Source organism: Micrococcus luteus NCTC 2665 (assembly GCF_000023205.1).
GTDB classification, from domain to species: domain Bacteria; phylum Actinomycetota; class Actinomycetes; order Actinomycetales; family Micrococcaceae; genus Micrococcus; species Micrococcus luteus.
This window is the reverse complement of sequence record NC_012803.1, coordinates 500,441-525,952: the sequence shown is the minus strand read 5'-3', so window position 1 is coordinate 525,952 and position 25,512 is coordinate 500,441. Positions and strand designations below refer to the sequence as shown.

21 protein-coding genes are annotated in these 25,512 nt (G+C 71.5%); 6 read left to right on the top strand and 15 right to left on the bottom strand.

The features are described 5' to 3' along the window. Positions 1 to 10: 10 nt before the first annotated feature. The 5 genes from MLUT_RS13940 to MLUT_RS13920 form a co-directional block, all read right to left on the bottom strand. The gene (locus MLUT_RS13940; protein WP_010079351.1) at positions 11 to 1,294 is read right to left on the bottom strand and encodes an ABC transporter permease; all 1,284 of its coding nucleotides are present in this window, start codon (positions 1,292 to 1,294) and stop codon (positions 11 to 13) included. Further along, complete coding sequence (locus MLUT_RS13935) at positions 1,291 to 2,052, bottom strand: ABC transporter ATP-binding protein (protein WP_010079352.1); 762 nt, start codon at positions 2,050 to 2,052, stop codon at positions 1,291 to 1,293. Before MLUT_RS13935 ends, MLUT_RS13940 begins: the two co-directional genes overlap by 4 nt. Positions 2,053 to 2,241: 189 nt before the next feature. After that, positions 2,242 to 3,324 (bottom strand): tryptophan--tRNA ligase, encoded by a 1,083-nt coding sequence (gene trpS / locus MLUT_RS13930; protein WP_010079353.1) that lies wholly within the window; start codon positions 3,322 to 3,324, stop codon positions 2,242 to 2,244. 26 nt (positions 3,325 to 3,350) lie between these two features. Continuing rightward, positions 3,351 to 4,277 carry an exodeoxyribonuclease III gene (locus MLUT_RS13925; RefSeq protein WP_012750755.1) on the bottom strand — a complete coding sequence of 309 codons (927 nt, stop codon included), beginning with the start codon at positions 4,275 to 4,277 and terminating at the stop codon, positions 3,351 to 3,353. Next, the gene (locus MLUT_RS13920) at positions 4,277 to 4,840 is read right to left on the bottom strand and encodes a hypothetical protein (RefSeq protein ID WP_010079355.1); all 564 of its coding nucleotides are present in this window, start codon (positions 4,838 to 4,840) and stop codon (positions 4,277 to 4,279) included. Before MLUT_RS13920 ends, MLUT_RS13925 begins: the two co-directional genes overlap by 1 nt. A 102-nt stretch (positions 4,841 to 4,942) precedes the next feature. On the opposite strand from MLUT_RS13920, the gene MLUT_RS13915 reads away from it, so the two are divergent. Further along, positions 4,943 to 6,532, top strand: coding sequence for an MFS transporter (locus tag MLUT_RS13915; RefSeq protein ID WP_010079356.1), 1,590 nt, complete (start codon positions 4,943 to 4,945; stop codon positions 6,530 to 6,532). Here MLUT_RS13915 and MLUT_RS24175 read toward each other — a convergent pair. From MLUT_RS24175 to glyA, 5 genes are all read right to left on the bottom strand, one after another. Then, a complete protein-coding gene (locus MLUT_RS24175; RefSeq protein WP_012750754.1) occupies positions 6,460 to 8,328 on the bottom strand; it encodes an ABC transporter permease in 1,869 nt (622 codons plus the stop codon). The two genes, MLUT_RS13915 and MLUT_RS24175, sit on opposite strands and share 73 nt — an antisense overlap. Positions 8,329 to 8,331: 3 nt before the next feature. Beyond that, positions 8,332 to 9,318 (bottom strand): ABC transporter ATP-binding protein, encoded by a 987-nt coding sequence (locus tag MLUT_RS13905; RefSeq protein WP_010079358.1) that lies wholly within the window; start codon positions 9,316 to 9,318, stop codon positions 8,332 to 8,334. Positions 9,319 to 9,473: 155 nt separating this feature from the next. Beyond that, positions 9,474 to 11,237 (bottom strand): oleate hydratase, encoded by a 1,764-nt coding sequence (locus MLUT_RS13900; protein WP_010079359.1) that lies wholly within the window; start codon positions 11,235 to 11,237, stop codon positions 9,474 to 9,476. 92 nt (positions 11,238 to 11,329) lie between these two features. Then, on the bottom strand, positions 11,330 to 12,241 hold the full coding sequence (locus tag MLUT_RS13895; RefSeq protein ID WP_010079360.1) for a bifunctional methylenetetrahydrofolate dehydrogenase/methenyltetrahydrofolate cyclohydrolase: 912 nt from the start codon (positions 12,239 to 12,241) through the stop codon (positions 11,330 to 11,332). Positions 12,242 to 12,248: 7 nt separating this feature from the next. After that, complete coding sequence (gene glyA / locus MLUT_RS13890; RefSeq protein ID WP_010079361.1) at positions 12,249 to 13,529, bottom strand: serine hydroxymethyltransferase; 1,281 nt, start codon at positions 13,527 to 13,529, stop codon at positions 12,249 to 12,251. A gap of 264 nt (positions 13,530 to 13,793) precedes the next feature. Between glyA and MLUT_RS13885 the strand changes: the two genes are divergently transcribed. Together MLUT_RS13885 and MLUT_RS13880 are read left to right on the top strand one after the other, a co-directional pair. After that, on the top strand, positions 13,794 to 15,056 hold the full coding sequence (locus MLUT_RS13885; protein WP_010079362.1) for an ISL3 family transposase: 1,263 nt from the start codon (positions 13,794 to 13,796) through the stop codon (positions 15,054 to 15,056). Between the two features lie 105 nt (positions 15,057 to 15,161). After that, a complete protein-coding gene (locus MLUT_RS13880) occupies positions 15,162 to 16,676 on the top strand; it encodes a catalase (RefSeq protein WP_010079363.1) in 1,515 nt (504 codons plus the stop codon). 105 nt (positions 16,677 to 16,781) lie between these two features. Here MLUT_RS13880 and MLUT_RS13875 read toward each other — a convergent pair whose 3' ends face one another. Then, positions 16,782 to 18,245, bottom strand: coding sequence for a hypothetical protein (locus MLUT_RS13875; RefSeq protein WP_012750753.1), 1,464 nt, complete (start codon positions 18,243 to 18,245; stop codon positions 16,782 to 16,784). Between the two features lie 177 nt (positions 18,246 to 18,422). Here MLUT_RS13875 and MLUT_RS13870 point away from each other — a divergent pair, with 177 nt between their 5' ends. From MLUT_RS13870 to MLUT_RS13860, 3 genes are read left to right on the top strand one after another with little or no spacing between them, the layout of a single operon-like run. Then, the gene (locus MLUT_RS13870) at positions 18,423 to 19,328 is read left to right on the top strand and encodes a formyltetrahydrofolate deformylase (protein ID WP_010079366.1); all 906 of its coding nucleotides are present in this window, start codon (positions 18,423 to 18,425) and stop codon (positions 19,326 to 19,328) included. A 55-nt stretch (positions 19,329 to 19,383) separates the two neighbouring features. Beyond that, positions 19,384 to 19,905, top strand: coding sequence for a gamma carbonic anhydrase family protein (locus MLUT_RS13865; RefSeq protein ID WP_010079367.1), 522 nt, complete (start codon positions 19,384 to 19,386; stop codon positions 19,903 to 19,905). Between the two features lie 24 nt (positions 19,906 to 19,929). Next, on the top strand, positions 19,930 to 20,934 hold the full coding sequence (locus MLUT_RS13860; protein ID WP_010079368.1) for a D-isomer specific 2-hydroxyacid dehydrogenase family protein: 1,005 nt from the start codon (positions 19,930 to 19,932) through the stop codon (positions 20,932 to 20,934). Positions 20,935 to 20,961: 27 nt separating this feature from the next. Here the strand turns inward: MLUT_RS13860 and MLUT_RS13855 are convergent, their stop codons facing one another. From MLUT_RS13855 to MLUT_RS13840, 4 genes are read right to left on the bottom strand one after another with little or no spacing between them, the layout of a single operon-like run. Next, a complete protein-coding gene (locus tag MLUT_RS13855) occupies positions 20,962 to 22,254 on the bottom strand; it encodes an ABC transporter ATP-binding protein (protein WP_010079369.1) in 1,293 nt (430 codons plus the stop codon). A gap of 35 nt (positions 22,255 to 22,289) precedes the next feature. Continuing rightward, positions 22,290 to 23,177 (bottom strand): carbohydrate ABC transporter permease, encoded by an 888-nt coding sequence (locus MLUT_RS13850; protein WP_010079370.1) that lies wholly within the window; start codon positions 23,175 to 23,177, stop codon positions 22,290 to 22,292. Continuing rightward, positions 23,174 to 24,145 (bottom strand): carbohydrate ABC transporter permease, encoded by a 972-nt coding sequence (locus MLUT_RS13845; RefSeq protein ID WP_010079371.1) that lies wholly within the window; start codon positions 24,143 to 24,145, stop codon positions 23,174 to 23,176. Before MLUT_RS13845 ends, MLUT_RS13850 begins: the two co-directional genes overlap by 4 nt. Next, entirely contained in the window at positions 24,142 to 25,446 is a 1,305-nt protein-coding gene (locus MLUT_RS13840) for an extracellular solute-binding protein (RefSeq protein ID WP_010079372.1), read from the bottom strand. Before MLUT_RS13840 ends, MLUT_RS13845 begins: the two co-directional genes overlap by 4 nt. Positions 25,447 to 25,512 lie beyond the last annotated feature (66 nt).

Below are 25,512 nucleotides of genomic sequence, written 5' to 3'. Positions count from 1 at the left end.
GGCAGCCGGATCACTCGTGCCGCAGGGCCTCGATGGGATCCTTCCGGGCCGCACGCAGGGCGGGCAAGGTGCCGGCGATGAACGCGATGGCCACGATCAGCAGCAGGATCAGCAGCAGGGCGAGGGGGTTGACCGCGAACAGGACCAGGCCGGTGACGCCGCTGAGGGGGCCGGTGGTCAGCACTTGGTTCGCGATGAGTCCGACGGCGACGCCCAGGCCGATGCCGATCAGCGAGCCGAGCAGGCCGATCACGACGGCCTCCATGGTGAACAGGCCGAAGATCTTCCCGCCGGTCATGCCGAGGGCCTTCATGAGGCCGATCTCCCGGGTGCGCTCCTGCACCGCCATGAGCAGGGTGTTGATGATGCCGAAGCTGGCGGCGAGCAGCGCGATGAGCGCGAAGCCGGTGAGCACCCACGTGACGGCGTCGATGACGCCGCGGATCACGCCGAGCTGCTCCTCGAGGGTCTGCGCCAGCAGGCCCTTGTCGGCCAGCGCCTGCTTCACGGCGTCCTCGTTCGCCTCCGGGTCCTCCACGATCGCCGTGGCCTGGAAGTAGGTGTCCCGCTGGGACTCCGGCAGGCCCTCCGTCGTGATGTCGTAGATCGCCTGCTCCAGCGACTCCGACGGCGTCGGGGCGGTGCCCGCACCGGACGCGGCCGCCTTCGTCACACCGACCACGGTGGCCTTCACGGACTTCTGCTCCTGCAGCGGGGTCGCCGCCACGACGGTCAGCTCCGTGCCGATCAGGTCCTCGGCGTCGCTGGCGCCCAGGTCCTCCACCCACGACTCGGGCATGACGATCTCCGAGGCGCCGGCCTCGGGGGCACGGCCGGCGGCGAAGGTGAGCATGTCGATCTCACCGGAGCTGCCCATGAAGCCGGTCTGCCACTTGCGGTCGTCCGGGCCCTGGATGTACTCCGGCTCGGCCACCCGATAGGTCTTCACCTCGGTGACGAGCTCGGTGTCCTCGATCGCGGCGAGGTCCTCCTGGGTGAGCAGCGGCATGCCGAACATCTCGCCGCCGGCGGCGTCCTGCTCCGTGTACTCCTGGGGCGAACCGCTCACCGCCCCGACCGAGGACATGTCCTGCTGCTTCATCACGGTCAGCTCGCCGGGCTGGCCGAAGCCCTCGACCACGTTGTCCACGTACTTGTTGATGCCCGCGCCGAGCCCCGTGGTGAGGGTCAGCGTGAATGCGCCGATCACGATCGCGACGACGGTGAGGAAGGTGCGCAGCTTGGAGCGCATCGTGTTGGCGAGCGCCGTGCCCGCGACGTCGATGGCCTTCATGCCCGTGCTCCGTCCCGCTCGGTGCCGACGCGCTCGTCGGCGATGACCACGCCGTCCTGCAGCTCGACGCGACGGTCGCACTTCGCGGCCAGGTCGTCGTCGTGCGTGACCACCACGAGGGTGATGCCCTCGTCGCGGTGCAGGCCGAAGAGGATGTCCTCCACGGCCGCCGAGGTGGCGGAGTCCAGGTTGCCCGTGGGCTCGTCCGCGAACAGCACCGTCGGGTTGTTCACGAGCGCGCGGGCGATGCACACGCGCTGCTTCTGGCCGCCGGAGAGGTCCGTGGCCTTGTTCTTCGCCTTGTCCGCGAGCTCGAGCCGCTCGAGCACCGCCATGCCTCGGCGGGTGCGCTCGGCCCGGCCCACGCCGGCGATCTTCAGCGGCAGCACGGTGTTCTCCAGGACCGTCTGGTTCGGGTTCAGGAAGAACTGCTGGAACACGAAGCCGAACCGCTCGTTGCGCAGCTGCGAGATCTCCGCGGCCTTGAGCTGGGAGACGGGACGGCCGTCCATCGCGACGACGCCGGCGGAGGGCTGGTCCAGCAGCGCCAGCAGGTGCATCAGGGTGGACTTGCCGGAGCCGGACTTGCCGACGACGGCCAGGGACTCGCCGCGCTGGATCTGCAGGGTGATGCCCTTCAGCGCGTCGAAGCGGGACGCCCCGCGACCGTAGACCTTGACGAGGTTCTCCGTCTCCAGGACGGGTTCGGCCCCGGGCGGGACCTCGGCGACCCCGGGGGTCGCGACTGCGGTGGACATGGCTCCGGCACTCCTCTGTCGGTGGGGCACGCCCCCACGGCGGCAGGAGCGGGGGCGGTGCCTCCATCCTGTCAGCCGCGCACGTGCCACCGCCTCCACCTCGAGTCGGAGAAACACGACGGCCCGCGTCCCCCGCAGGTCGGAGGCGCGGGCCGTCGTCGGGAGGCCGCGGAGCCGGTGCGGCCCGGCTCAACGCAGCGGCGGCAGGAAGCCGACCTTGGCGTAGACGTCCTCGAGCACGGGCGTGGCCACGGCGCGGGCCTTCTCGGCGCCGGCGGCGAGGATGCGGTCGAGCTCGGCGGGATCGTCCAGCAGCGCGAGGGCGCGCTCACGCACGGGGGCCAGGCGCTCGACGACGGCGTCCGCCACCGCGACCTTGAGGTGCCCGTACATCTTGCCGACGAACTCCTCCTCGAGCTGCGGGATCGGCGTGCCGGACACCGCGGAGAGGATGGTCAGCAGGTTGGAGACGCCGGGCTTGGCCTCGCGGTCGAAGCGCGCCTCGGTGCCGTCGTCGGTGACCGCGGACTTGATCTTCTTGGCGGTCTTCTTGGGCTCGTCCAGCACGTTGATGAGACCGTTCGGGGACGCCGCGGACTTGGACATCTTCGACGTGGGGTCCTGCAGGTCGTAGATGCGCGCGCCGGTCTCCGGGTAGAAGCCGGTGGGCACCACGAACGTCTCGCCGTAGCGGTGGTTGAAGCGCTGGGCGAGGTCGCGGGTGAGCTCCACGTGCTGGCGCTGGTCGTCGCCCACGGGCACGCCATGCGGCTGGTAGAGCAGGATGTCCGCGGCCATGAGCATGGGGTACGCGAGCAGGCCGACGCCAGCCGCGTCCGCGCCCTGCTTGGCGGACTTGTCCTTGAACTGGGTCATCCGCATGGCCTCGCCCATGCCGGTCATGCAGGTCAGCACCCACGCCAGCTGCGCGTGCTCGGGCACCTGGGACTGGACGAACAGCGTGGAGCGCTCGGGGTCGATGCCGCCGGCGATGAACTGCGCGGCAGCCACCCGCGTGCGCTCCGCCAGGGCGGCCGGGTCCTGCGGCACGGTGATGGCGTGCAGGTCGGGGATGAAGAAGAACGCCTCGAAGTCGGCCTGGGTGCGCTCCCAGTTCACGAGGGCGCCGAGGTAGTTGCCCAGGTGGAGGGAGTCCGCCGAGGGCTGCATGCCGGAGAGCACGCGGTGCCGGGCGGACGCGCCGGCCAGGTGGGCGGTGGCGGCGGCGTCCTGGGCCAGGACGTCCTGGACGGAGTTCTTCTTCATGGTCATCTCAGCCTCGGGTCTCTCCTGCACGGTCAGAACTGGTAGTCGACCACGAGCGGGGCATGGTCGGAGAAGCGGGTGCCCCAGCTGGGGGCGCGGTCCACGACGGCGGTCGTCGCCCGCTCGGCCAGGTCCGCGGTCGCCATGTGGTAGTCGATGCGCCACCCGGCGTCGTTGTCGAAGGCCTTGCCGCGCATGGACCACCACGTGTACGGGCCCGGCACCGGCCCGGCGAGGGCGCGGTGCACGTCCGTGAAGCCGAGCTCACCGAAGAACCGGTCGAAGTAGGCGCGCTCCTCGGGCAGGAAGCCGGCCTTCTTCACGTTGCCCTTCCAGTTCTTGATGTCCAGCTCGGTGTGGCCCACGTTGAGGTCGCCCGTGACGAGGGCGTGCCCCTCCCCCGCGGCCAGCTCGGAGAGGCGGCGGACCATCTCGTCGAGGAACCGGTACTTGTCCACCTGCTTCGGGGTGTCGACCTCGCCCGAGTGCACGTAGGCGGAGACCACGGTCAGCGGCGAGCCGTCCGGCAGGCGCAGGTCGGCCTCGATCCAGCGGCCGGCGTCGTCGAAGTACCCGTCGGCGTCGGCGATGCCCGTGCGGACCTCACCGAGCGGGAACCGCGAGGCGATCGCGACGCCGGCCCGCCCCTTGGCGGCGGCCACGGCGTCCGCCAGGTGCACCTCGTCCCAGTCCTCGCCCACGATCTCGCTGACCAGCTGCGCCGTGACGTCCGCGGGGGCGCGCACCTCCTGGAGGGTGAGCACGTCCACGCCGCGGCCGGCGAACCACTCCCGCATCCCCTTGCGGTGCGAGGCGCGGATGCCGTTGACGTTCACGGTGGCCACGCGCACGGCGCCGTCGGCCTTGGGCGCCCCGGCGTTGGCGTGCACCACGGGCTCGCCCTCGGCGGGCTCGGGGTACTTCCCGGTGACCGGGTCCTTCTCGGGCAGCGCCGTCATCAGTCGATCACCGTCCCGCTCACCGGGCCCTCGGTGTCACCGGCCCGGGACTCCTTGATCATGTCGCGGGCGTTGGAGGCCGTGATGTCGATGGTCTCCAGGGCGCGGTCCACCATCTCGCGATCCATGCCCTCGCCCGCGGCGAGCTGCTCGCGCACCACGCGCACCTGCACCTGGGCGATCTTGAACGAGTGGTCCAGCTTGGTGTCCCGCAGGGGGTCCGCGGCCGGTGCCTGCGGGGCCACCGCGGGGGCGGCGGCGTCGGTGTCCCGGCCGCGCAGGGCGGCGACGTCGGCGCGGGCGTTCTGCATGGCGGTGTCCACCTTGCGGCCCACGGCCTGGACGCCGCGGCGCATCTGCAGGTACACGACCACCGCGAACACGAGCCAGCCGGCGGCGACGGCGACCACGAGCCACCCGATCACGTCGTTCTGGTTCGCGGCGAAGATGATCGCCACGATCAGGATGACGATCATCGCGACGAAGCCGAGCGATCCCACGCGCAGGCCGGCGCGGGGGCCGCGGCGCGCGCCGTCGGGACCGGGGGTCAGGGACTGGGACATGGGTGCTCCTCCGGAGGGGCTCGTGGGGTCTGCCCTCCATCATCCCGCATCGTGGGGTGCGCTCCGAATCGGGCGGCCCGCGTCGGCACCTATCCTGTGGCGATGACCCCCCGCCCCCCGCACCCCGCCGACCCCGCGTCCGGGGCCTTCACCCCTGACCAGCGCCGCATCCTCACCGCACTGCTCATGCCGCTCTTCCTCGCGCTGATGAGCGTGTCCGTGGTGAACGTGGCGCTGCCGGCCATCGAGTCGGGCCTGGACGCCACGAGCGCGGATCTGCAGTGGGTGCTGGCGGGGTACACGCTGACGTTCGGCACCGTGCTCGTGGCCGCGGGCCGCGCCGGCGACCTGTGGGGCCGCAAGAGCCTCTTCCTGGCGGGCATCACGCTGTACATGCTCGGCTCCCTGCTCTCCGGCCTGGCCGGGGACACCCTGCTGCTCAACGCGGGGCGCCTGCTCACGGGCCTGGGCGCAGGCGTGTTCAACCCCCAGGTCATCGGGTTCATCCAGTCGAACTTCCACGGCCGCGCCCGCGGGCGGGCCTACGGACTCTTCGGCACCGTGGTGGGCCTCGGCGTGGCCGTGGGGCCCCTGCTCGGCGGGCTGTTCCTCGGCGCGTTCGGCCCCGAGTGGGGCTGGCGCTCCACGTTCCTCATGAATGTGCCCGTGGGCCTGGCCGCCGTCGCGATGGGCGCCCTCTGGCTGCCGCCGCCCACCCGCGTGCACGGCCTGCCCCCCGCCCCCGGCCCGCGCGGGATCGCCGCGCTCGACCCGGTGGGCGCCCTGCTGCTCGGCGCCGGCGGGGTGAGCCTCATGGTGCCGTTCATCGTCCCGGGCACCGCCTGGCTGCTGGTGCTCGCCGCCGCGCTCGTGACGGCGTGGTGGCTGTGGGAGAAACGCGTGAAGGCACGGGCGTCGGCCACTGGCGTGCAGCCCATGGTGGACCCGGCCCTGTTCCGGCGGCCGTCCTTCACGATCGGCGCGCTCGAGTCCACCATCTACCTGGCCACCATGCCGGCGGTGTTCGCGATCGTGGCGATCTTCCTGCAGCGCGGCATGGGGTTCACGCCGCTCGAGGCCGGCCTCGTGGGTCTGCCCGGCGCCGTCGTCGTGGCCTCCCTGTCCCCGTGGGTGGGCTCGATGGTGCAGCGGCGCGGGCCCGTGCTCGTGCTGCTCGGCGCCCTCGTGGGCCTCGTGTCGCTGGGGTTGCTCGCGCTCGCGTTCGAGCGCAGCGCGGCCGGCGCGTGGTCGCCGTGGATCGTGGGGGTGGGGCTGATCGTGCAGTCGGCCTCGCAGGCCCTGCTGCTCACCAGCACGCAGGTGCTGATGATGGACGACGTCGCCGGCCACGAGGCGGGGGCGGCCGGCGGCGTCGCCCAGACGGCGCAGCGCCTCGGCACCGCCCTGGGCCTGTCCGTGGTGACGGGCGCGTTCTTCGCGGCCCTGGCCGGCGCCGCAGCCGAGAGCGCCGGCCCGCCGTCGGCCGCGGCGTACGCACACGCGGCCTCGACCGCCATGGGCATGGTGGCCGTGTGCTGGGCGCTCACCGCCGTGGTCGCGGCCCTGGACGTGGTCCGGCGGCGCCGCGCCGCGCGCGGCCTGACCGGCCCGCGGGGGCCTCAGCGCAGGAACAGCGCACCGAGCCGGCGGGCGGCGAGCCACACCCCGACGCCGGCCATCACCACGAAGTAGAGGACGTGGCCGGCGGTCGCCCAGCTCAGCACGCCCACCGCGAGCGCGCGCATCATCTCCACGGCGTGCCACAGCGGGAACACGCGGATCACCCACTGGATCGGCTCCGGGTAGACCGCGAGCGGGAAGAACGTGGCCGAGAACAGGAACATGGGCATCAGCACGATCTGGATCCAGTCCATGTGCTGGAACGTCTTCATCCAGCTCGTCACCGCCATGCCGAGGGAGGCGAAGCCCAGCGCCACGAGCAGGGCGCCGGGGATCATGAGCAGCGCCGTCCACGAGGTGACGAGCCCGGCCACGGTCATGACGATCAGGAAGCCGACCGCGTAGATCAGCCCGCGCAGCAGCGCCATCGCGATCTCCCCGAGTGCCACGTCCAGCGGGCCCAGCCGCGTGGAGAGCATGGTCTGGTACGTCTTCGCGTAGCGCAGCTTGAAGAACACGTTCCACGTGGAGTCGTAGATGGCGCCGTTCATCGCCGAGACCGCCAGCAGTGCGGGGGCGAGGTACATGCCGTACGGGACGGGGGTGCCATCCGGGCCGGCCACGTCGCCGACCAGCGCGCCGAGCCCCAGGCCCATGGAGGCCAGGTAGAGCACGGGCTCGAAGAAGCCGGAGAAGAACACCACCCAGTTGTTGGACTTCAGGGAGAGGAACGCCCGCTCCATCACCGCGCGCACGTTGCCCGAGTACGCGCCGGCCAGCGGGCCGCGGCGCACGGGGATCTCGGGCATGGGGGGCACGGCGACGGCGTGTTCCCGCATCACCGAGGACGACGGCGCGGCCGGCTCCGCCTGCGCGGCGGCGGGTGCGACGTCGGCGCGGGCGGCCCCGGTGCGCGCGGCACGCCGGCCCAGGCGCGGGGCACGAACCCGGCGGGCGGCCGTGACGGCGTCCCGGTCCGGGGTGCCTCGGACCCAGCCGAGACGGCGCGTGTAGATCCGCACCGCGAGCCAGGCCCCGCCGAGCGCGAGGGCCAGCAGGAACGCCACGTGCACCACGGTGAGCCAGGCCGGCTCGACCATCCCGTAGGAGAGCACGCGGCCGAGCTGGGCGGCATGCCACTGCGGGGAGAGCCAGCCGATCCAGCGCAGCCACACCGGCAGCGCCTCGAGCGGGTAGAAGGTGGCGGAGAACAGGAACAGGGGCATGACCACGAGCCGTTGCAGGGTGGCGAACTGGCCCTTGTCCTCCTTCAGGGAGGCCGCGAACGCCATGATCGGCGCGCCGACGGCGAGCCCGCCGAGCGTGGCGGTGAGGACCTGCACCCACGCCCACGGGCTCGAGACCACGCCGAACGCCAGCATCACCAGCAGGAACACGGCAGCCTGGAACACGAACCGCAGGCTCACGGCCGCGAGGTGGCCCAGGGCGATCTGCGCCGGAGACAGCGGCGTGGCCTGCGCCGCGTAGTACGTGCGCTGCCACTGGAACCCGCCCATCACCGGGTAGGAGAACTCGACGGACGCGGTCATCAGCGCACCCGAGGCCAGCAGCGCCGGGGCGATGAACGCGACGTAGGAGACCCCGCCCAGGGCGTCCTGCGGCATCCCGCCGCCCATGAGCTGGGCCAGGCCCAGGCCCATGGCCAGCAGGTAGAGCACGGGCTCGCCCAGGGCACCGACGATCAGCACCATGCCGTAGCGACGCATGGACCGCAGCTGGTGTTCGGCGTAGAGCAGGACGCCGCGGCGCCTCACGCGCTCCGCGGACGCCGCCGCGGTGACCGGCGGGCGCAGCGGCTCGGCGGGCGAGGCGGGGCCGGGGGCCGTCGTCGTGGTGGGGGACGGCACGGGTCAGTCCACCAGGGTGCGGCCGGTGAGGATGAGGAACACGTCCTCGAGGCTCGCGCGGCGGGTCAGCGTGGTGACGGGGGCGGGCAGGGCGCCCTCGTCGACGAGGCGCTGCACGACGTCGTGCAGGTCGTCCGCGCGTCGGGCGTAGACGAGGACGCGGTCCGGGAGGACCTCGACGCGGTGCACGACGCCGTCACCCGCGTGGGCCTGGACGGTGCGGGCCGCGGCCTCGTTGCGGTCCGCGCCGAAGCGCGCCTCGAGGACCTCGCGGGAGGCGTGCTCGCGGATGAGCTCGGCGGGGGTGCCGGCGGCCATGATCTCGCCGCCGTCGACGACGACGAGCCGATCGCACAGCTGCTCCGCCTCGTCCATGTGGTGCGTGGTCAGCAGCAGCGTGGTGCCGCGTTCCTTGAGCCGGTAGAGGCGGTCCCACAGGATGTGGCGGGCCTGCGGGTCCAGGCCTGTGGTGGGCTCGTCGAGGAGGAAGAGGGCCGGCTCGTTGACCAGTGCGCGGGCGATCACGAGCCGGCGCTTCATGCCGCCGGAGAGGTCGGTGACCTTGGCGTCCGCCTTCTCGGTGAGCTGGGCGAAGGCCAGCAGCTCCTCGGCCTTGGGCCGCAGGTACGAGTAGGGCAGGCCGAAGTAGCGGCCGTAGATCAGGATGTTCTCCCGGGCGGTGAGCTCCTCGTCCAGGTTGTCCTGCTGCGGCACCACGCCCAGACGCGCACGGACGGCCGGCCCGTCCTCCTCCGGGTCGATGCCCAGGATGGTCAGCTCGCCCGCGGTGCGCTGCGAGGTGCCCGCGAGCATGCGCATGGTGGTGGACTTGCCCGCGCCGTTGGGGCCGAGCAGGCCGAAGCACTCGCCGGGGCGCACGTCCAGGTCGATGCCCTTCACGGCGTGGAACTCGCCGTACTGCTTGCGCAGCCCGCGGGCACGGATGACGGAGGCGTCGCCGGGGGACGCGTGCAGAGTGGTGTGACTCACAAGGCGACAGCATAGGCGCACCACCCGCCCATACGCGCGCCGCCCCCTCTGCGACGAACCCTGCGATATGGCCCCCATCCGGGGTGGATGGGGGCCATATCGCAGGGTTCGTCACGGGGCGGGGAGAGGTCAGGCTCCGGCCCGCTCCCTCGGCGTCAGATCACGCCGTAGCGCTCCATGAGGTCGCCCACCTGGGTCTTCTCCAGGTGGCGGGAGAGCCAGCCGGGCACCGGCAGTCGCTTGCCGTCCCGCATGACGGCGGTGGCCTTCAGCAGCTCCCGCACGTCGTACACCGAGCCCCAGACCTCGGGCACGCCCCGCTCGACGTCCAGCAGCTGGTAGACCGCCTCCATCGCCGTGCGCACGGAGTACTCGGTGGTGAAGATGGTGTCCCGCACGGTCTCCGCGAACTGGCCGAGGAAGGCGAAGTTCGTGACGTGCTCCGGGACCACCTGCGGGCGGTCCCCCTTGGTGCGGGGCATGAAGAACGCGGTGACGAAGGGCATCGCGCAGGGCCGGGTGATGCAGGAGTTCTTCGCGAGCTCGGGGATCTGATCCTCCGGGACACCCAGGTGGTACAGCCACTCCTGGCAGATCTCCTCACCCGTGCACTCGCGCATGGGCTTGGGGATGAAGTCGCCGGGGGTGTCGATCATCAGGCCGTAGAACCAGATGGTCAGCTCGTTGGGGCGCTGCTCCTTGAAGTGGGGCTGGCGATTGATCGTCCAGGACTGCAGCCAGGCCGAGTCGCGGGCCGTGACGATGCCGCCGGTGACCACGCGGCCGGAATGGGGGTCCCGCTGGCAGATGCGCTCGATGTAGGGCGTGATGCGGTCGTCGAGCGTGGTGATCGTGGCCGACTCCCAGGCCGTCTCGTGCTCCGCGTGGACGTTGGGGGCGTGGATGAACTTGTCCGGCCGCCCGAAGTCGGGGTCCTGACGGGCGATGTTCTTCCACAGCTGCCAGCCGTCGCCCGGCTTGACCTCGTAGTCCCACGTCGGCGCGGTGGTGTTGTCGCCCCAGCTGGAGTTGGTCACGAGGGAGCCGTTGGTGACGAACACCAGGGTGTCCTCGTCGACGTCGACGCCGCCCTCCTCGCCGCCGCGCAGCCACTCGATGCGGCGGGCCGTCTTGCGCTGGGCGGTGATGTCGAAGACCACGTTGGTGACGCGGGTGTCGAACTGCACCTGCACGCCCTGGTCCTGGAGCCAGCGCATGAGCGGCTGGACGAGGGACTCGTACTGGTTGTACTTGGTGAACTTCAGGGCGGAGAAGTCCGGCAGGCCGCCGATGTGGTGGATGAAGCGCTGGACGTAGAGCTTCATCTCGAGGGCGGAGTGCCACTCCTCGAAGGCGAACATCGTGCGCCAGTAGAGCCAGAAGTTGGAGGCGAGGAAGCTCTTGCCCATCACCTCGTTGATGCGCTTGTCATACAGGTCCTCCTCACGCGCCATGACGAGGTCCAGCAGGTCCTTCTGAGCCTTCAGGTCCAGGGTGAACTTGCCGTCGGTGTGCCCGTCCTGGCCGCGGTCCTGGGTGGCCCGCATGAGGGAGTAGTTCGGGTCGTCCTTGTTGAGCCAGTAGAACTCGTCCAGGACGGAGGCACCCTCCACCTCGAGGGAGGGGACGGAGCGGAACAGGTCCCACAGGCACTCGAAGTGGTTCTCCATCTCGCGGCCGCCGCGGATCAGGAAGCCGTCGCGATGCGGGTCCGGAATGCCGTCCAGGGCGCCGCCCGCGATGTCGCTCGCCTCAAGGATGGTGATGTTCTCGCCGGGCATCTGGCCGTCGCGGACGAGGAAGCCCGCCGCGGCCAGGGAGGCCAGGCCGGCACCCACCAGGTAGGCCTTCTTCTTCTCCACGCCCTCCGGCTTGCGGGGGCGGGCGAACGCCTCGTAGTTGCCGCTGCTGTAGTACATGCGATTCCTCCTGGGTTGGATCCTCTCCCCCCCTGCATCGCAATGTACGCCCGTGTGGCCGGGGCCCTGTAGCCCCGGCCACACCGCGGATCTCAGGCCCCGGCCCGCTCCCCGGCCCAGTTCTCGCCGTCGGCGGCGCGCTCGGCGGCCTCGACGACGTTCGCCAGCAGCATAACGCGGGTCATCGGCCCGACGCCCCCCGGGTTCGGCGCCATCCAGGCCGCCTTCTCCTTCACGGCCGGGTCCACGTCACCCAGGACGCGGGACTTCCCGTCCTCCCCGGTCACGCGCGAGACGCCCACGTCCAGGACGATCACGCCCTCCTTGACCTGTTCCGGCGTCACCATGTGGGCGGAGCCGGCGGCGGCGATCACGACGTCGGCGCTCGCCAGCAGCTCGTCGAGGTTCGTGGTGCCGGTGTGGGCCAGGGTCACGGTGGCGTTGACCTCGCGGCGGGTGAGCACGAGGCCGGCGGGCCGGCCGATGGTCACGCCGCGGCCGATCACGAGCACGTGCTTGCCGGCCAGCTCCACACCGTGGTGGCGCAGCAGCTCGACGCAGCCGGCCGGGGTGCACGGCAGCGGCGAGTCCAGCTCGCCGCCGACCGAGGCCACGAGCCGCCCCAGGTTCATGGGGTGCAGGCCGTCCGCGTCCTTGTCCGGGTCGATGGCCTCGAGCACCTTCTGGGTGTCCACGTGCTTCGGCAGCGGCAGCTGGACGATGTAGCCCGTACAGGCCGGGTCCTCGTTCAGCTCGCGCACGACGTCGAGGATCTGCTCCTCCGTCGCGTCCGCGGGCAGCTCACGCTGGATGGACTCGATGCCCACCTCGGCGCAGTCGCGGTGCTTGCCCGCCACGTACTTCTGCGAGCCGGCGTCCTCACCCACGAGCAGGGTGCCGAGGCCGGGGGTGCGCCCACGCTCGGCGAGGGCGGCCACGCGGCCGCGCAGCTCCTCCTTGATCGCGGCGGCGGTGGCCTTGCCGTCCAGGACCTTCGCGGTCATCGGCGGCTCACCAGCCCTCGAGGCCGTCGTACAGCGGGAAGTCCTCGGTGAGCTTCACGACGCGGGCGCGCAGCGCCTCCACGTCCGGGCTCGGCTTGAGGGCCTCGGCGATGACGTCGGACACCTCGCGGAACTCGGCCTCGCCGAAGCCGCGGGAGGCCAGCGCGGGGGTGCCGATGCGCAGGCCGGAGGTGGTCATCGGCGGACGCGGGTCCCACGGCACCGAGTTGCGGTTCACCGTGATGCCGACCTCGTGCAGGATGTCCTCGCCCTGCCTGCCGTCCAGCTGGGACTCGCGCAGGTCCACCAGGACCAGGTGCACGTCCGTGCCGCCGGTGAGCACCGAGATGCCGTGCTCGGCCATGTCCGGGGCGGTCAGTCGCTCGGCCAGGATCTGCGCACCGGCCAGGGTGCGCTCCTGCTTCTCCTTGAAGTCCGCGGAGCCGGCGATCTTGAAGGCCACGGCCTTGCCCGCGATCGCGTGCATCAGCGGGCCGCCCTGCTGGCCCGGGAACACGGCGGAATCGATCTTCTTCTTCAGCTCCTCGGTGGAGAGGATGAAGCCCGAACGGGGGCCGGCGAGGGTCTTGTGCACGGTGGAGGAGACGACGTCGGCGTGCGGCACCGGGTTCGGGTGCAGGCCGGCGGCCACGAGGCCGGCGAAGTGGGCCATGTCCACCCAGAGCCTGGCGCCGACCTCGTCCGCGATCGAGCGGAAGGCGGCGAAGTCGAGCTGACGGGGATAGGCGGACCAGCCGGCCACGATCACCTTCGGCCGGGCCTCGAGGGCCTTCTCGCGCACCTTGTCCATGTCGATGCGGTGGGTGTCCGGCTCCACCTCATACGCGGCGATGCTGTAGTTCTTGCCGGAGAAGTTCAGCTTCATGCCGTGCGTCAGGTGGCCGCCGTGCGCCAGGGACAGGCCCATCATCGTGTCCCCGTGGTCCAGCAGCGAGGTCATCACGGCCACGTTGGCCTGGGCGCCGGCGTGCGGCTGGACGTTGGCGTGCTCGGCGCCGAACAGGTCCTTGGCGCGCTGGATGGCCAGGTTCTCGGCCACGTCCACGAATTCGCAGCCGCCGTAGTAGCGGCGGCCCGGGTAGCCCTCCGCGTACTTGTTGGTCAGCACCGAGCCCTGCGTCTCGAGGATGGCGCGCGGCACGAAGTTCTCCGAGGCGATCATCTCGAGCGTGCCCCGCTGGCGGCCGAGCTCGTCCGCGAGCGCCGCGGCGATCTCCGGGTCCACCTCAGCGAGGGGCTGGGTGTTGATGTCGGGCGTCTGCGTCACGGGGGTTCCCTTCGAACGGGGGTCTGTGCGGCCGGAAGGCTCCGGTGCCCTCCATCCTAGTGACCAGGCGCCGTCGTCGGGTCTGCACGACGGCGCCCCGCGGCCCCGGCAGCCACCCTCAGCGCGCGGTTCTTTTGACTGATTCAGAAATATGGCTCTCCTGACGCTTCCGTGGGTGTTCTGGCGAGCCGTTGACGAGGGCACGCCGCTCTCTGCCTAGGTTTCTGGCTGTTGAGGTCAGTTACCTGAAGGGCGGAGAACGGCGTGCGGAACGCAAGCCTATGGCGGTCCTTGCTGGGCGTCGAGAAGACGGTCGTGGAGGGCATCGAGTTCGATGAGGACGACCAGCTCCTGGTGGCTCATGTCCGTCCCCGGGCTCGAGTGCGTGGCCGGTGCGGGCGGTGCGGGCGCAGGTCGCCCGGGTACGACCGTGGCGAGGGTCGGCGGCGGTGGCGGGCGCTGGATCTGGGCACGGTGCAGGTCTACCTCGAGGCCGACGCCCCGCGGGTGGCCTGCCGCGAGCACGGTCCCACGGTGGCCGCCGTCCCGTGGGCCAGGCACGGGGCCGGTCACACCGTGGTGTTCGACGAGCAGGTGGCCTGGCTGGCCACGCAGTGCTCCAAGTCCGCGGTCACCGAGCTGATGCGCATCGCCTGGCGCACCGTCGGGGCGATCATCACCCGGGTCTGGGCCGACGTGGAGGCCCTCGGCGACCGGTTCGCCGGCCTGCGACGGATCGGCATCGATGAGATCTCCTACAAGAAGGGCCACCGCTACCTCACGATCGTGGTCGACCACGACACCGGCCGGCTCGTCTGGGCCGCCCCGGGCCGGGACAAGGCGACCCTGGCGGCGTTCTTCGAGGCCCTCGGGCCCGACCGGTGCGCCGAGATCACCCACGTCAGCGCCGACGGGGCGGACTGGATCGCCGCCGTGGTCGCCGAGCGGTGCCCGAACGCGGTGCGGTGCGCTGATCCGTTCCACATCGTCAAGTGGGCCACCGAGGCCCTGGACGAGGTCCGTCGCCAGGCGTGGAACGAGGCCCGTGGCGCGGTCCGGCAGCGCCGGGCCGGGCGGGCCGGCGGGCACGCCAAGGCGCTCAAGCACGCCCGGTACGCGCTGTGGAAGAACCCCGAGAACCTCACCACCCGGCAGCAGGCCAAGCTCGCCTGGGTCGCCAAGACCGACCCGCGCCTGCACCGGGCCTACCTGCTCAAGGAAGGACTGCGCCTGGTCTTCCAGCTACCCGCCGACGAGGCCGAGACGGCCCTGGAACGCTGGATCGGCTGGGCCCGACGTTGCCGCATCCCCGCCTTCGTCGAGCTCCAACGCCGCATCGTCAAGCACAAGGCCTCGATCCTCGCCGCGATCGAGCACGGCCTGTCCAACGGACGTATCGAGTCCGTGAACACGAAGATTCGGCTCATCACCCGCGTCGCCTTCGGCTTCAAGTCCCCCGAAGCCCTCATCGCCCTGGCCATGCTCAACCTCGGCGGCCACCGACCCGTCCTACCGGGCCGGAAATGACCCACGGATCAGTCAGGAGAGCCAGAAATATGCCAAGATCGGAGGTGACGCCGCCCACCGCGCCGATCGGCGCGCGACCGACGTCGATCGACGAAGGAGAATTCCATGACGGAGCACCAGAAGACGACCCCGCACGCGACCGGCTCGACCCGCCAGAACGGCGCCCCGGCCGTCAGCGACCGCCAGTCCCTGACCGTGGGCAGCGAGGGTCCCATCGTCCTGCACGACACCCACCTGCTGGAGACCCACCAGCACTTCAACCGCATGAACATCCCGGAGCGCCGCCCGCACGCCAAGGGCTCGGGCGCGTTCGGCGAGTTCGAGGTGACCGAGGACGTGTCGAAGTACACCAAGGCCCTCGTGTTCCAGCCGGGCACGAAGACCGAGACCCTCCTGCGCTTCTCCACCGTGGCCGGCGAGCTCGGCTCCCCGGACACCTGGCGCGACGTGCGCGGCTTCGCGCTGCGCTTCTACACCGAGGAGGGCAACTACGACCTCGTCGGCAACAACACCCCGATCTTCTTCCTGCGCGACCCCATGAAGTTCACCCACTTCATCCGCTCGCAGAAGCGCCTGCCGGACTCCGGCCTGCGCGATGCCACCATGCAGTGGGACTTCTGGACCAACAACCCCGAGTCGGCGCACCAGGTGACCTACCTGATGGGCCCGCGCGGCCTGCCCCGCACCTGGCGTGAGATGAACGGCTACGGCTCCCACACCTACCTGTGGGTCAACGCCCAGGGTGAGAAGCACTGGGTGAAGTACCACTTCATCTCCCAGCAGGGCGTGCACAACCTCTCGAACGACGAGGCCACCAAGATCGCCGGCGAGAACGCCGACTTCCACCGCCAGGACCTGTTCGAGTCCATCGCCAAGGGCGACCACCCCAAGTGGGACCTCTACATCCAGGCGATCCCCTACGAGGAGGGCAAGACCTACCGGTTCAACCCCTTCGACCTGACGAAGACGATCTCCCAGAAGGACTACCCGCGCATCAAGGTCGGCACGCTGACCCTGAACCGCAACCCGGAGAACCACTTCGCGCAGATCGAGTCCGCCGCGTTCAGCCCGAGCAACACCGTGCCGGGCATCGGCCTGTCCCCGGACCGCATGCTCCTGGGCCGCGCCTTCGCGTACCACGACGCGCAGCTGTACCGCGTGGGCGCCCACGTGAACCAGCTGCCGGTGAACCGTCCCAAGAACGCGGTGCACAACTACGCCTTCGAGGGCCAGATGTGGTACGACCACACCGGCGACCGCTCCACCTACGTGCCGAACTCCAACGGCGACTCCTGGTCGGACGAGACCGGCCCGGTGGACGACGGCTGGGAGGCCGACGGCACCCTGACCCGTGAGGCCCAGGCGCTGCGCGCGGACGACGACGACTTCGGCCAGGCCGGCACCCTCGTCCGCGAGGTCTTCTCGGACCAGGAGCGTGACGACTTCGTGGAGACCGTGGCCGGCGCGCTGAAGGGTGTCCGCCAGGACGTCCAGGCCCGCGCCTTCGAGTACTGGAAGAACGTGGACGCCACGATCGGCCAGCGCATCGAGGACGAGGTCAAGCGCCACGAGGGCGACGGCATCCCGGGCGTCGAGGCCGGCGGCGAGGCCCGCATCTGACGGCCCCCTCCCCCGGCGGGCGCCCGCGCACACTCCGCTGAACGCACGGCGGCCGCCCCCTCACACGAGGGGGCGGCCGCCGTCGTCGTGGGGCGAATGCCCAGGTCAGCGCTTGCCCCAGCGGCGCTCCTGCGCCTGGGCCAGCTTGTCCTTGACCACCTTCACGACCTTGTCCTTGGCGGGCACCGCCACGTTGTCCCGCAGCGGGACGGCGACCTTGTCACGTACGGTCTCGAACGCGGAGGCCGCCACGGCGCCGGCCTGGGCCAGCTTCGACTCACCCTCGGCATCCGAGCCTCGGGTCTCGTCGCGGTCCGCCCGCAGGTCCGGGAGGGCGGCGCCCTCGGTGTCGTCCTCGGCGGGCTCCGCATCCGTGGGGGCGGAGGAGGTGGAGGTGTCCGGGGCCACGGTCGGGGGCGTCGACGACGTCGGCGCGGCGGTCCCAGCCGTCCCTGCAGTCCCGGCGGTCGCCGCCGACTGCGCGGCGCGGGCCTCGCGGCGGGTCGCCGGGGTGGCGTCCTCCGCACGGCCGGACGAGGCCGCGGTCGGATCCAGCTCCGGGGCGCCGCCCAGGGGCGTGGCCGGCGTGGTACCGGCGTGGGTCTCCGGGGCCTCGGCCCGACGGGTGGCCGGGGCAGCCTCGAGGGACGGGCGCTCGGCCGCGGGCTCGACCGCCGCCGGCTGCGCGGCGGCCGCGCGGTGGTCCTCGGTGCGCGCCGGCTCGCGATCCGCCTCGGCCATGCGACCGGGCACGCCGGGCGTGCCGTCGATGCGCAGGGATCCGGCGGCCGAGCGCTCAGCGCCGTCGGCGTCGTTCCGCTGGGCCTGGTCCGACTCGGCGGCCACGACCGTGACCGAGCCGTGCGCGGTGGTGGCGACCGTGTGCGTCTCGAGGTGCTCGCCCTGCGCGACGGGGATCGCGTCCGTGGCGAACTCCTTGGTGGGGGTGTGCTCGGCGGCGACCTCGTCGGCGGGGACGGTCCCGTGCACGTGCTCGGGAGCCGGGGTGAGATGGCTCCTCGTCTGCCGAGTCTCGGCGGCCGGTGCCGTCGGGGCGGGGGTCTCAGCCACCGGGGACGGGGAGGCCGGGGTCGCCGGGACGTCGGCCGCGGGCGTCTGCTCGTCCAAGGTGATGCCGGAGCCGCCGGCCACCCCGGCCGCGCCCAGGCCCACGGTGTCTGCCGCGCGCGGCGTGCTCGTCGCCGCCGCGGCGGGGCGCAGAGTGCCCCGAGCGGCCGGAGCCGCGGGATCGCGACGGTGGGTCTCAGCGGTGGCCTCGGCGCTCCGGGCCTCCTGCTGATCCACGGTCACCCCGGCACCGCCGGCCGCGGGGCGTGCGTCCTTCTCGGCCACCGCCTCGTCCAGGCGGGAGAGGCGGGTCGGGGCCGCGGGGGCGGCCGCCTGCTCACCCGGGGCGTCCGCGGTGATGCCCCGGCGCTCAAGCAGGGTCTCGGCCACCTCGGTCTCGGCCTCGCGACGACGCCGCGAGGCGACCACCGAGAGGATGATCAGGATCAGCAGCACGACGATGATCGCCGCGATGATCCAGTAGAGGGTGGACTGTGCCATGGGGTGCTCCTCGGTTGCTGGGGCGACCGGCCGTGCCGGGCGCCGCGTCGTGCTTCCCGCGCCGTCGGACGGCGGGGAACCTGGTCTCGAGGATGGCACGGGGCCCGGCCCCCCGACCAGGGATCAGCCCCGTCATCCCGCGGTTCCGCGCGGCCGGCACCGCCTACCATCGACGCCATGGACACGGCAGCCCTCTCCCCCAGCCCCTCCCCCGCCTCCGGCGCCGAGCACGCCCACGTGCTCACGCTGGCCTGCACGAACCGCAAGGGCATTGTGCACGCCGTGACGGGCGCCCTGCTGGGCGTGGAGGCGGACATCACCGAGTCGCAGCAGTATGATTCCCCGGACACCGGCGACTTCTTCATGCGCGTGGAGTTCGTGACCCCGGCCACGCGGGAGGACATCGAGCAGGCGCTCGCGCCGGTGCGCGAGGAGTTCGGCATGCGCATGGGCCTGTGGGACGCGGCGCAGCGCATGCGCACCCTCGTGATGTGCTCCAAGGACGGGCACACCCTCAACGACCTGCTCTTCCAGCAGCGCGCCGGCACCCTGCCCATCGAGATCCCCGTGGTGGTCTCGAACCACCTGGACCTGCAGCCGCTCGCCTCCTTCTACGGCGTGCCCTTCATCCACGTGCCCGTCTCGAAGGACCCCTCGAGCCGGGACTCCAAGGAGGCCGCGGAGGGCCGGCTGCGCGACCTGATCGCCCAGTTCGACATCGAGCTGGTGGTGCTGGCCCGCTACATGCAGATCCTCTCGGACGAGCTGTGCCGGGACCTGGCCGGGATGGCCATCAACATCCACCACTCGTTCCTGCCCTCCTTCAAGGGCGCCCGCCCCTACCACCAGGCGCACGAACGCGGTGTGAAGCTCATCGGCGCCACCGCCCACTACGTGACCGCCGACCTGGACGAGGGCCCGATCATCGCGCAGTCCGTGCAGCCGGTGACCCACGCCCAGACCGCCGCCGACTTCGTGGCCCGCGGCCGCGACGTCGAGGGCTCCACGCTCGCGCAGGCCGTGCGCTGGCACGCCCAGCACCGCGTCCTCGCAGACGGGCGGCGGACCGTCGTCTTCAGCTGAGCCCGGGACGACGGCGCCGCTCGGCGCCGTCGTGCTGCCCGCCTAGGCTGGTGGCATGGCCCACATCATCACCGTCGCGGGTGCCACCCCGCGCATCCACGAGTCCGTCTTCCTCGCCCCGACCGCCGCGATCACCGGCGACGTCGAGATGGCCGAGCGCTCCTCCGCCTTCTACGGCGCCTCCGCCCGCGGCGACTCCGCCCCCATCCGCGTCGGGGCGGGCACCAATCTGCAGGACAACGTGGTGCTGCACGCGGACGAGGGCTTCCCGTGCACCCTCGGCGCCGGTGTCTCCGTGGGCCACTCCGCCGTGGTGCACGGGGCCACCGTGGAGGACGACTGCCTGATCGGCATGTCCGCCACGGTGATGAACGGCGCGGTCATCGGCGCCGGTTCGCTCGTGGCTGCCGGCGCCCTGGTGCTCGAGGGGACGCAGGTCCCGGCCGGCTCGCTCGTGGCGGGCGTCCCCGCGAAGGTCCGCCGCCCCCTCACGGACGAGGAGCGGGAGGGCCTGAAGAAGAACGCGGCCACCTACCTGCGGCTGTCCGCCGCGCACCGGGACGCCGTCGCCGGCTGAAGCGGGCCCGGAGGATGTGGGACGGTGGGCACCATGCCCACCTCTTCCGCTCTCCCCCGCACCCGACCCGACGACGCGCCCGAGCGCCTGCTCGTCCTCCCCGCGGCGCAGGACGTCGCTGGCACCCCCTACGCCCACGCCCGTCGGCTGGCCGAGCAGGCCGTGGCCGACGTCGGCGGCGCCGCCGTGGCCGAGGGCGACACCTCCGCCACGGCCCTGCTGATGGTCCGCCCGATCCCGGTCGAGGCGCTCGCCGCGGCCCTGGCCGCCCACCCCCACGTGAGCTGGGTGCAGCTCCCGTTCGCCGGGATCGAGCCGTTCGTCCCCCTCGTGCGCAGCCGCCCGGACATCGTGTGGACGTCCGCCAAGGGCACGTACGCGCCGCCGGTGGCCGAACACGCGCTGCTGCTCACCCTGGCCCTGCTGCGGGACCTGCCCGCGCGCGTCCGCGCCACCACGTGGGGCCCCTCCTCCGGCCGCACCCTGAACGGCCTGAACGCCGTGGTCGTGGGCGGCGGCGGGATCGCACAGGAGTACATCCGCCTGCTCAAGACCTGGGACGTGCACGTCACCGCGGTCCGCCGACGCGCGGGCGACGTGCCCGGCGCGGACCGCACCGTCACGACCGACCGCCTCGACGAGGTCCTGCCCGGCGCGCAGGTCGTGATGATCGCCGCGGCGGCCACCGAGGAGACCCGCGGCATGGTCGACGCCGACCGCCTCGCCCTCCTGGACGAGGACGCCGTGCTCGTGAACGTCGCCCGCGGGGCGCTGGTGGACACGGACGCCGTCGTCCAGGCCCTCGCGGCGGGCCGGCTGCACGGCTACGGCACGGACGTCACCGACCCCGAGCCGCTCCCGGACGGCCACCCGCTCTGGACCGAGGAGCGCGCCCTCATCACGCCGCACACGGCGGACACCCCGGAGATGTGCGTCCCGCTGCTCCACGCGCGGGTCGAGCGGAACCTGCGGGCCCGCGCGGCCGGGACGGAGCTGGAGGGCCTGGTGGACGCCGAGGGCGGGTACTGACCCGCCCCCGGCGTCCGCGGCGCCGGCTCAGCGGCGCGGCGCGTCCGCCTCGTGCTCGGCGGCGTCGCGCTCGGCCGCCATCTCGATCTGGCGGCGGCGCTCCTCGGCGGCCCGGCGGGTCAGCTCGGCGCCGACCTCGGGGTCGCGGGTGAGGTTCTCACCGGTGGTCGGGTCGAACAGGTGCACCCGCGTGGTGTCCACCCACAGGCGGGTCGGCGTGCCCGGCCGGGCGCGGGACTCGCCGGAGAGGGTGGCCACGACGACGGGGCGTAGCTCGTCCGCGTCCAGGTCCTTGGCCAGCGAGGAGAGCATCTCGGCCACGGCCGGGTCCGGATCGAACTCGATGTAGCCGTACTGCTCATGGCCCAGCCACTCCAGGTGCGTCAGCGTCGCGTCGAAGGTGGAGCCCTGGTCGCGGCGGCTGTCCTCCACCAGCTCGGCGTCCTCGAAGAACTCCGGCCGCAGGCCGAGGAACACGATGTCCCGCCCCTCGGCGGCGCGGGCCTTCTCGGGCGGCACCGGGATGTCACCGATCGGCGAGGACAGCACGTGGCCGCCCTCCTTCTGCTTCAGCGAGGCGGGCAGGAAGTTCATCGACGGCGAGCCGATGAAGCCGGCCACGAACAGGTTGAGCGGCTGCTCGTAGAGCTCGCGCGGGCTGGCCACCTGCTGCAGCTCGCCCTTCTTGAGCACGGCCACCCGATCGCCCAGGGTCATGGCCTCGGTCTGGTCGTGGGTCACGTAGACGGAGGTGGTGGCCAGGCGGCGCTGCAGCTGCGAGATCTCCGCGCGCATCTGCCCGCGCAGCTTGGCGTCCAGGTTGGACAGCGGCTCGTCGAAGAGGAACGCGTCCGCCTCGCGCACGATCGCCCGGCCCATGGCCACGCGCTGACGCTGGCCGCCGGAGAGGTTGCCGGGCTTGCGCTCGAGGTGGTCCTCGAGCTCGAGCACGCGGGCGGCGTCGCGCACCTTGCGGTCGATCTCCTCCTCGGAGGGCTTGTTCTCCTTGATCAGCCGCAGCGGGAAGGCGATGTTCTCGTACACCGTCAGGTGCGGGTACAGCGCGTAGTTCTGGAACACCATCGCGAGGTTGCGGTCCTTGGGGGCCGCCTCGTTCACGCGGCGGCCGTCGATCAGCATCTCGCCGTCGGTGATGTCCTCGAGGCCCACGATCATGCGCAGCAGCGTGGACTTGCCGGAGCCGGAGGGGCCCACGAGGATGACGAACTCGCCGTCCTCGATCTCCAGGTTCACGTCCTTGATGGCGTGGAAGCCGTCGTCGTAGGTCTTGTCGATGTGGTTCAGGGTGATGGAGGCCATCGGGGGGTCCTTTCGAGAGGTCTCGTGCGCGGGCCTCAGCCCTTCACCGCGCCGTTGGTCAGGCCGGCCACGATCTGACGCTGGAACGCCAGCACCAGGATCACGATCGGGATGGTCACGATGATCGCGGCCGCCGAGATGGCCCCGGTCGGCGACTCGAACTGCGAGGCGCCGGTGAAGAAGGCCAGGGCGGCGGGCACGGTGCGCGCGGTCTCGGTGGAGGTCAGGGAGATGCCGAACACGAAGTCGTTCCAGGCGATGAAGAAGGCGATGATCGCCGTCGTGAAGACGCCGGGGGCGGCCAGCGGGACGATCACCTTGCGGAACGCCTCGAGCGGGGTCGCGCCGTCCACCTGCGCGGCCTGGTCGAGCTCCCACGGGATCTGGCGGAAGAACGCGGCCAGGGTCCAGATGGAGATCGGCAGGGTCAGGGACAGGTAGGGGATGATCAGGCCGAGCCACGTGTCGTACAGCCCGAGGGTGCGCCACATGTTGAACAGCGGCGTCACCAGGGAGATGACGGGGAACATCGAGACCATCAGGGACACCGTGAGCACGATCCGCTTGCCCGGGAAGTCCAGGCGGGCGATCGCGTAGGCGCACAGCGTGGCCAGGATGACGGCGATGATCGTGGCGATCACGGTGATGCCGATCGAATTGCGCAGCGCCGTGAGGAACAGCTCGCGCGAGCCGCCCACGAAGATCTCCTCGTAGTTCACGGTGGACCACTGGGTGGGCAGCAGCTTGCCGTTGGCCAGGTCGGCGGGCGTCTTGAAGCTGGTCGCGAAGATCGAGAACAGCGGGAAGAGGCACCACACGCCGATCACGACGGTGAGGATCCACCACAGTGCGGTGGCCTTCCCGGTGCCGCGACGGTGGGGCGCGCGGCCCTCGGCGGCGGGAGCGGATGCGGCGGTGCTCACTTGGAACCTCCTCGGTCGGCCAGGTCCACCTTGAAGCCCTTGACTGCGATGACCGCCATGAGGGCCACGCACAGGAACAGGATCACGGAGACCGCCGAACCCATGCCGATCTCGAGCCGGCCGATGGACGTGCGGTAGGCCAGCAGCGAGAGGACCTCGGTGCCGTAGGCGCCGTTGGTCATGATGTAGATGGAGTCGAAGATGCGGAACGCGTCCATCGCGCGGAACAGGACGGCCACCATGATCGAGGCCTTCATGTTCGGCAGGATGACCAGCTTCATCCGCTGCCACCAGGAGGCGCCGTCGACGGAGGCGGCCTCGGTGAGGTCTCCCGGCACCTGGGCCAGGCCGGCCAGCAGGAGCAGGGAGATGAACGGGGTGGTCTTCCAGATCTCGGAGAGCATGATCACGAACAGCGCGGTGCTGCCCTGCGCGAACCAGTTCAGGTCCGCGTCGACGCCCGGCAGCCACTCGAACCAGGCGTTGATGTAGCCCGAGTCGATCGAGAACATGTAGAACCACGCGAACGCGGAGACCACGGTGATGATGCCGTACGGCACCAGGATGATCGTGCGGATCAGGCCGCGGGTCTGCTTGATGGCGTGGTGCATGGCCAGGGCCAGCAGGAAGCCGAGGATGAGCTCGACCACCACGGTCACCACGGTGATCAGCAGGGTCACCCCGAGGCCCTTCCAGAACACGGGGTCCGCGAGGATCACGCCGTAGTTGCCCAGGCCCACGAACTCGCGGTCGTCCGGCGCGGTGAGCCGGTACGTGAACAGCGAGTCGTAGAGGGCCTGCAGGATCGGGTACAGGACTACGAACAGCATCACGAAGAACGCCGGGCCGGCCAGGAGCCAGCCGAGACGCGCCTCGGACTTCGCGCGCTGGGACTTCACCCGGCGGGGTCGGCGCCCCTCGGCGGCACGCGGGGTGGATGCGGCGGGTGCGGTGTCGACGTGGCTCACAGCAGACGCTCCCCTCTCAGGACTTCCTGGATGAAGTCGTCGGTCTCGGCCGGGGTGGACTCGGAGACGCCCGACGGCGGCGCGTAGCGCTGCTGGATCGCGGTGGAGACCTCGTTGTAGTACGGGGTCTGCGGCCGCGGGGCGCCCAGCTCGAGGGACTCCCGGATGGTGTCCGCCATGGGGTACTTCTCGGCGACCTCGGGGGCGTCGTAGGCCGCCGGGTCGGCGGGCGGGTTGCCGTTCTCGACGAAGTACTGGCTCTGGTGCTCGGTGGTGGTGATGCAGGAGATCGCGTCCCAGGCGAGGTCCTGGTGCTCGGACTTCGCACCCACCCCCAGGTTGATGCCGCCCACGGGCGGCGCGGCGTCCTTGTCCTCCACGGTGCGGGGGTAGACGGCCCAGCCGATGTCCTCGGGCAGGTCCTCCGGCAGCGAGCCCTCCTCCACGGAGCCGAGGGTGGCCGGCCAGACGAACGGCCAGTTGACCATGAACGAGCCGTTCTTGCCCTGGAAGAGCAGCATGGAGGCATTCTCGTCCTGGGTCGGCAGGCCGGCGCTTCCGAGGCCCTCCTTGCCGATCGTGGAGATGATCCGGGCGGCGGTGCGGCCGGCCTCGGAGTCGAGGTTCGTGGTGACCTCGTCCGTGGGCGCCTCGGCGTTGGGGATGATCTGCTCCCCGCCGCCCTCGATGAGCGCGTTGAGCCACACGGTCATGGACTCGGCGCGGGCACCCTGGACGGCCAGGTCCTTGTCCTGGCTGCGGGCGACCTCGATCAGCTGGTCCCACGTGACGGGCTGGGACATGTCCAGCCCCGCGGCCTCGGCGACCGACTTGCGGTACCAGAGCAGCTGCGTGTTGGCCCAGAACGGGACCGTGACGAGCTCGTCCTTCCAGCTGGCGGCCGCGAGGGCGCCCTCCAGGGCGTTGTCCTTCGCGTAGGCCTGCATCTCCTCCGGCACGGGGGCCAGGAAGCCGGGCTCGGCGAGCTCGGGGACGAACGGCGGGTCGAGGGACATGATGTCCATCGACGTGTCGCCCGCGGCGAGGCGGCGGGTCAGCTGCTCGCGCTGGGAGGCGGCGTCCGTCGGGAGCATGGAGGTCTCGATTCGGTACCGGCCGTTCGCGGCGTCGGTGCACTGGGCGGCGATCTTCGCCTGCCCGCCGTCGTCGGGGTTGGTGTACCAGGTCAGGGTGGGCGTCTGCTCGGCCGGGGCACACCCGGCCAGGATGAGCGCGCCCGCGGCGACGGCGCCGGCCAGCGTGGCCCGGCGCCGTTGACGTGCCCGCGTGTCGTGTCTCACAAGTGGAACCTCATTCGATGCGATTCGGATGTGACGGCCATCATCACGCATCGGAGCGATTCCTGC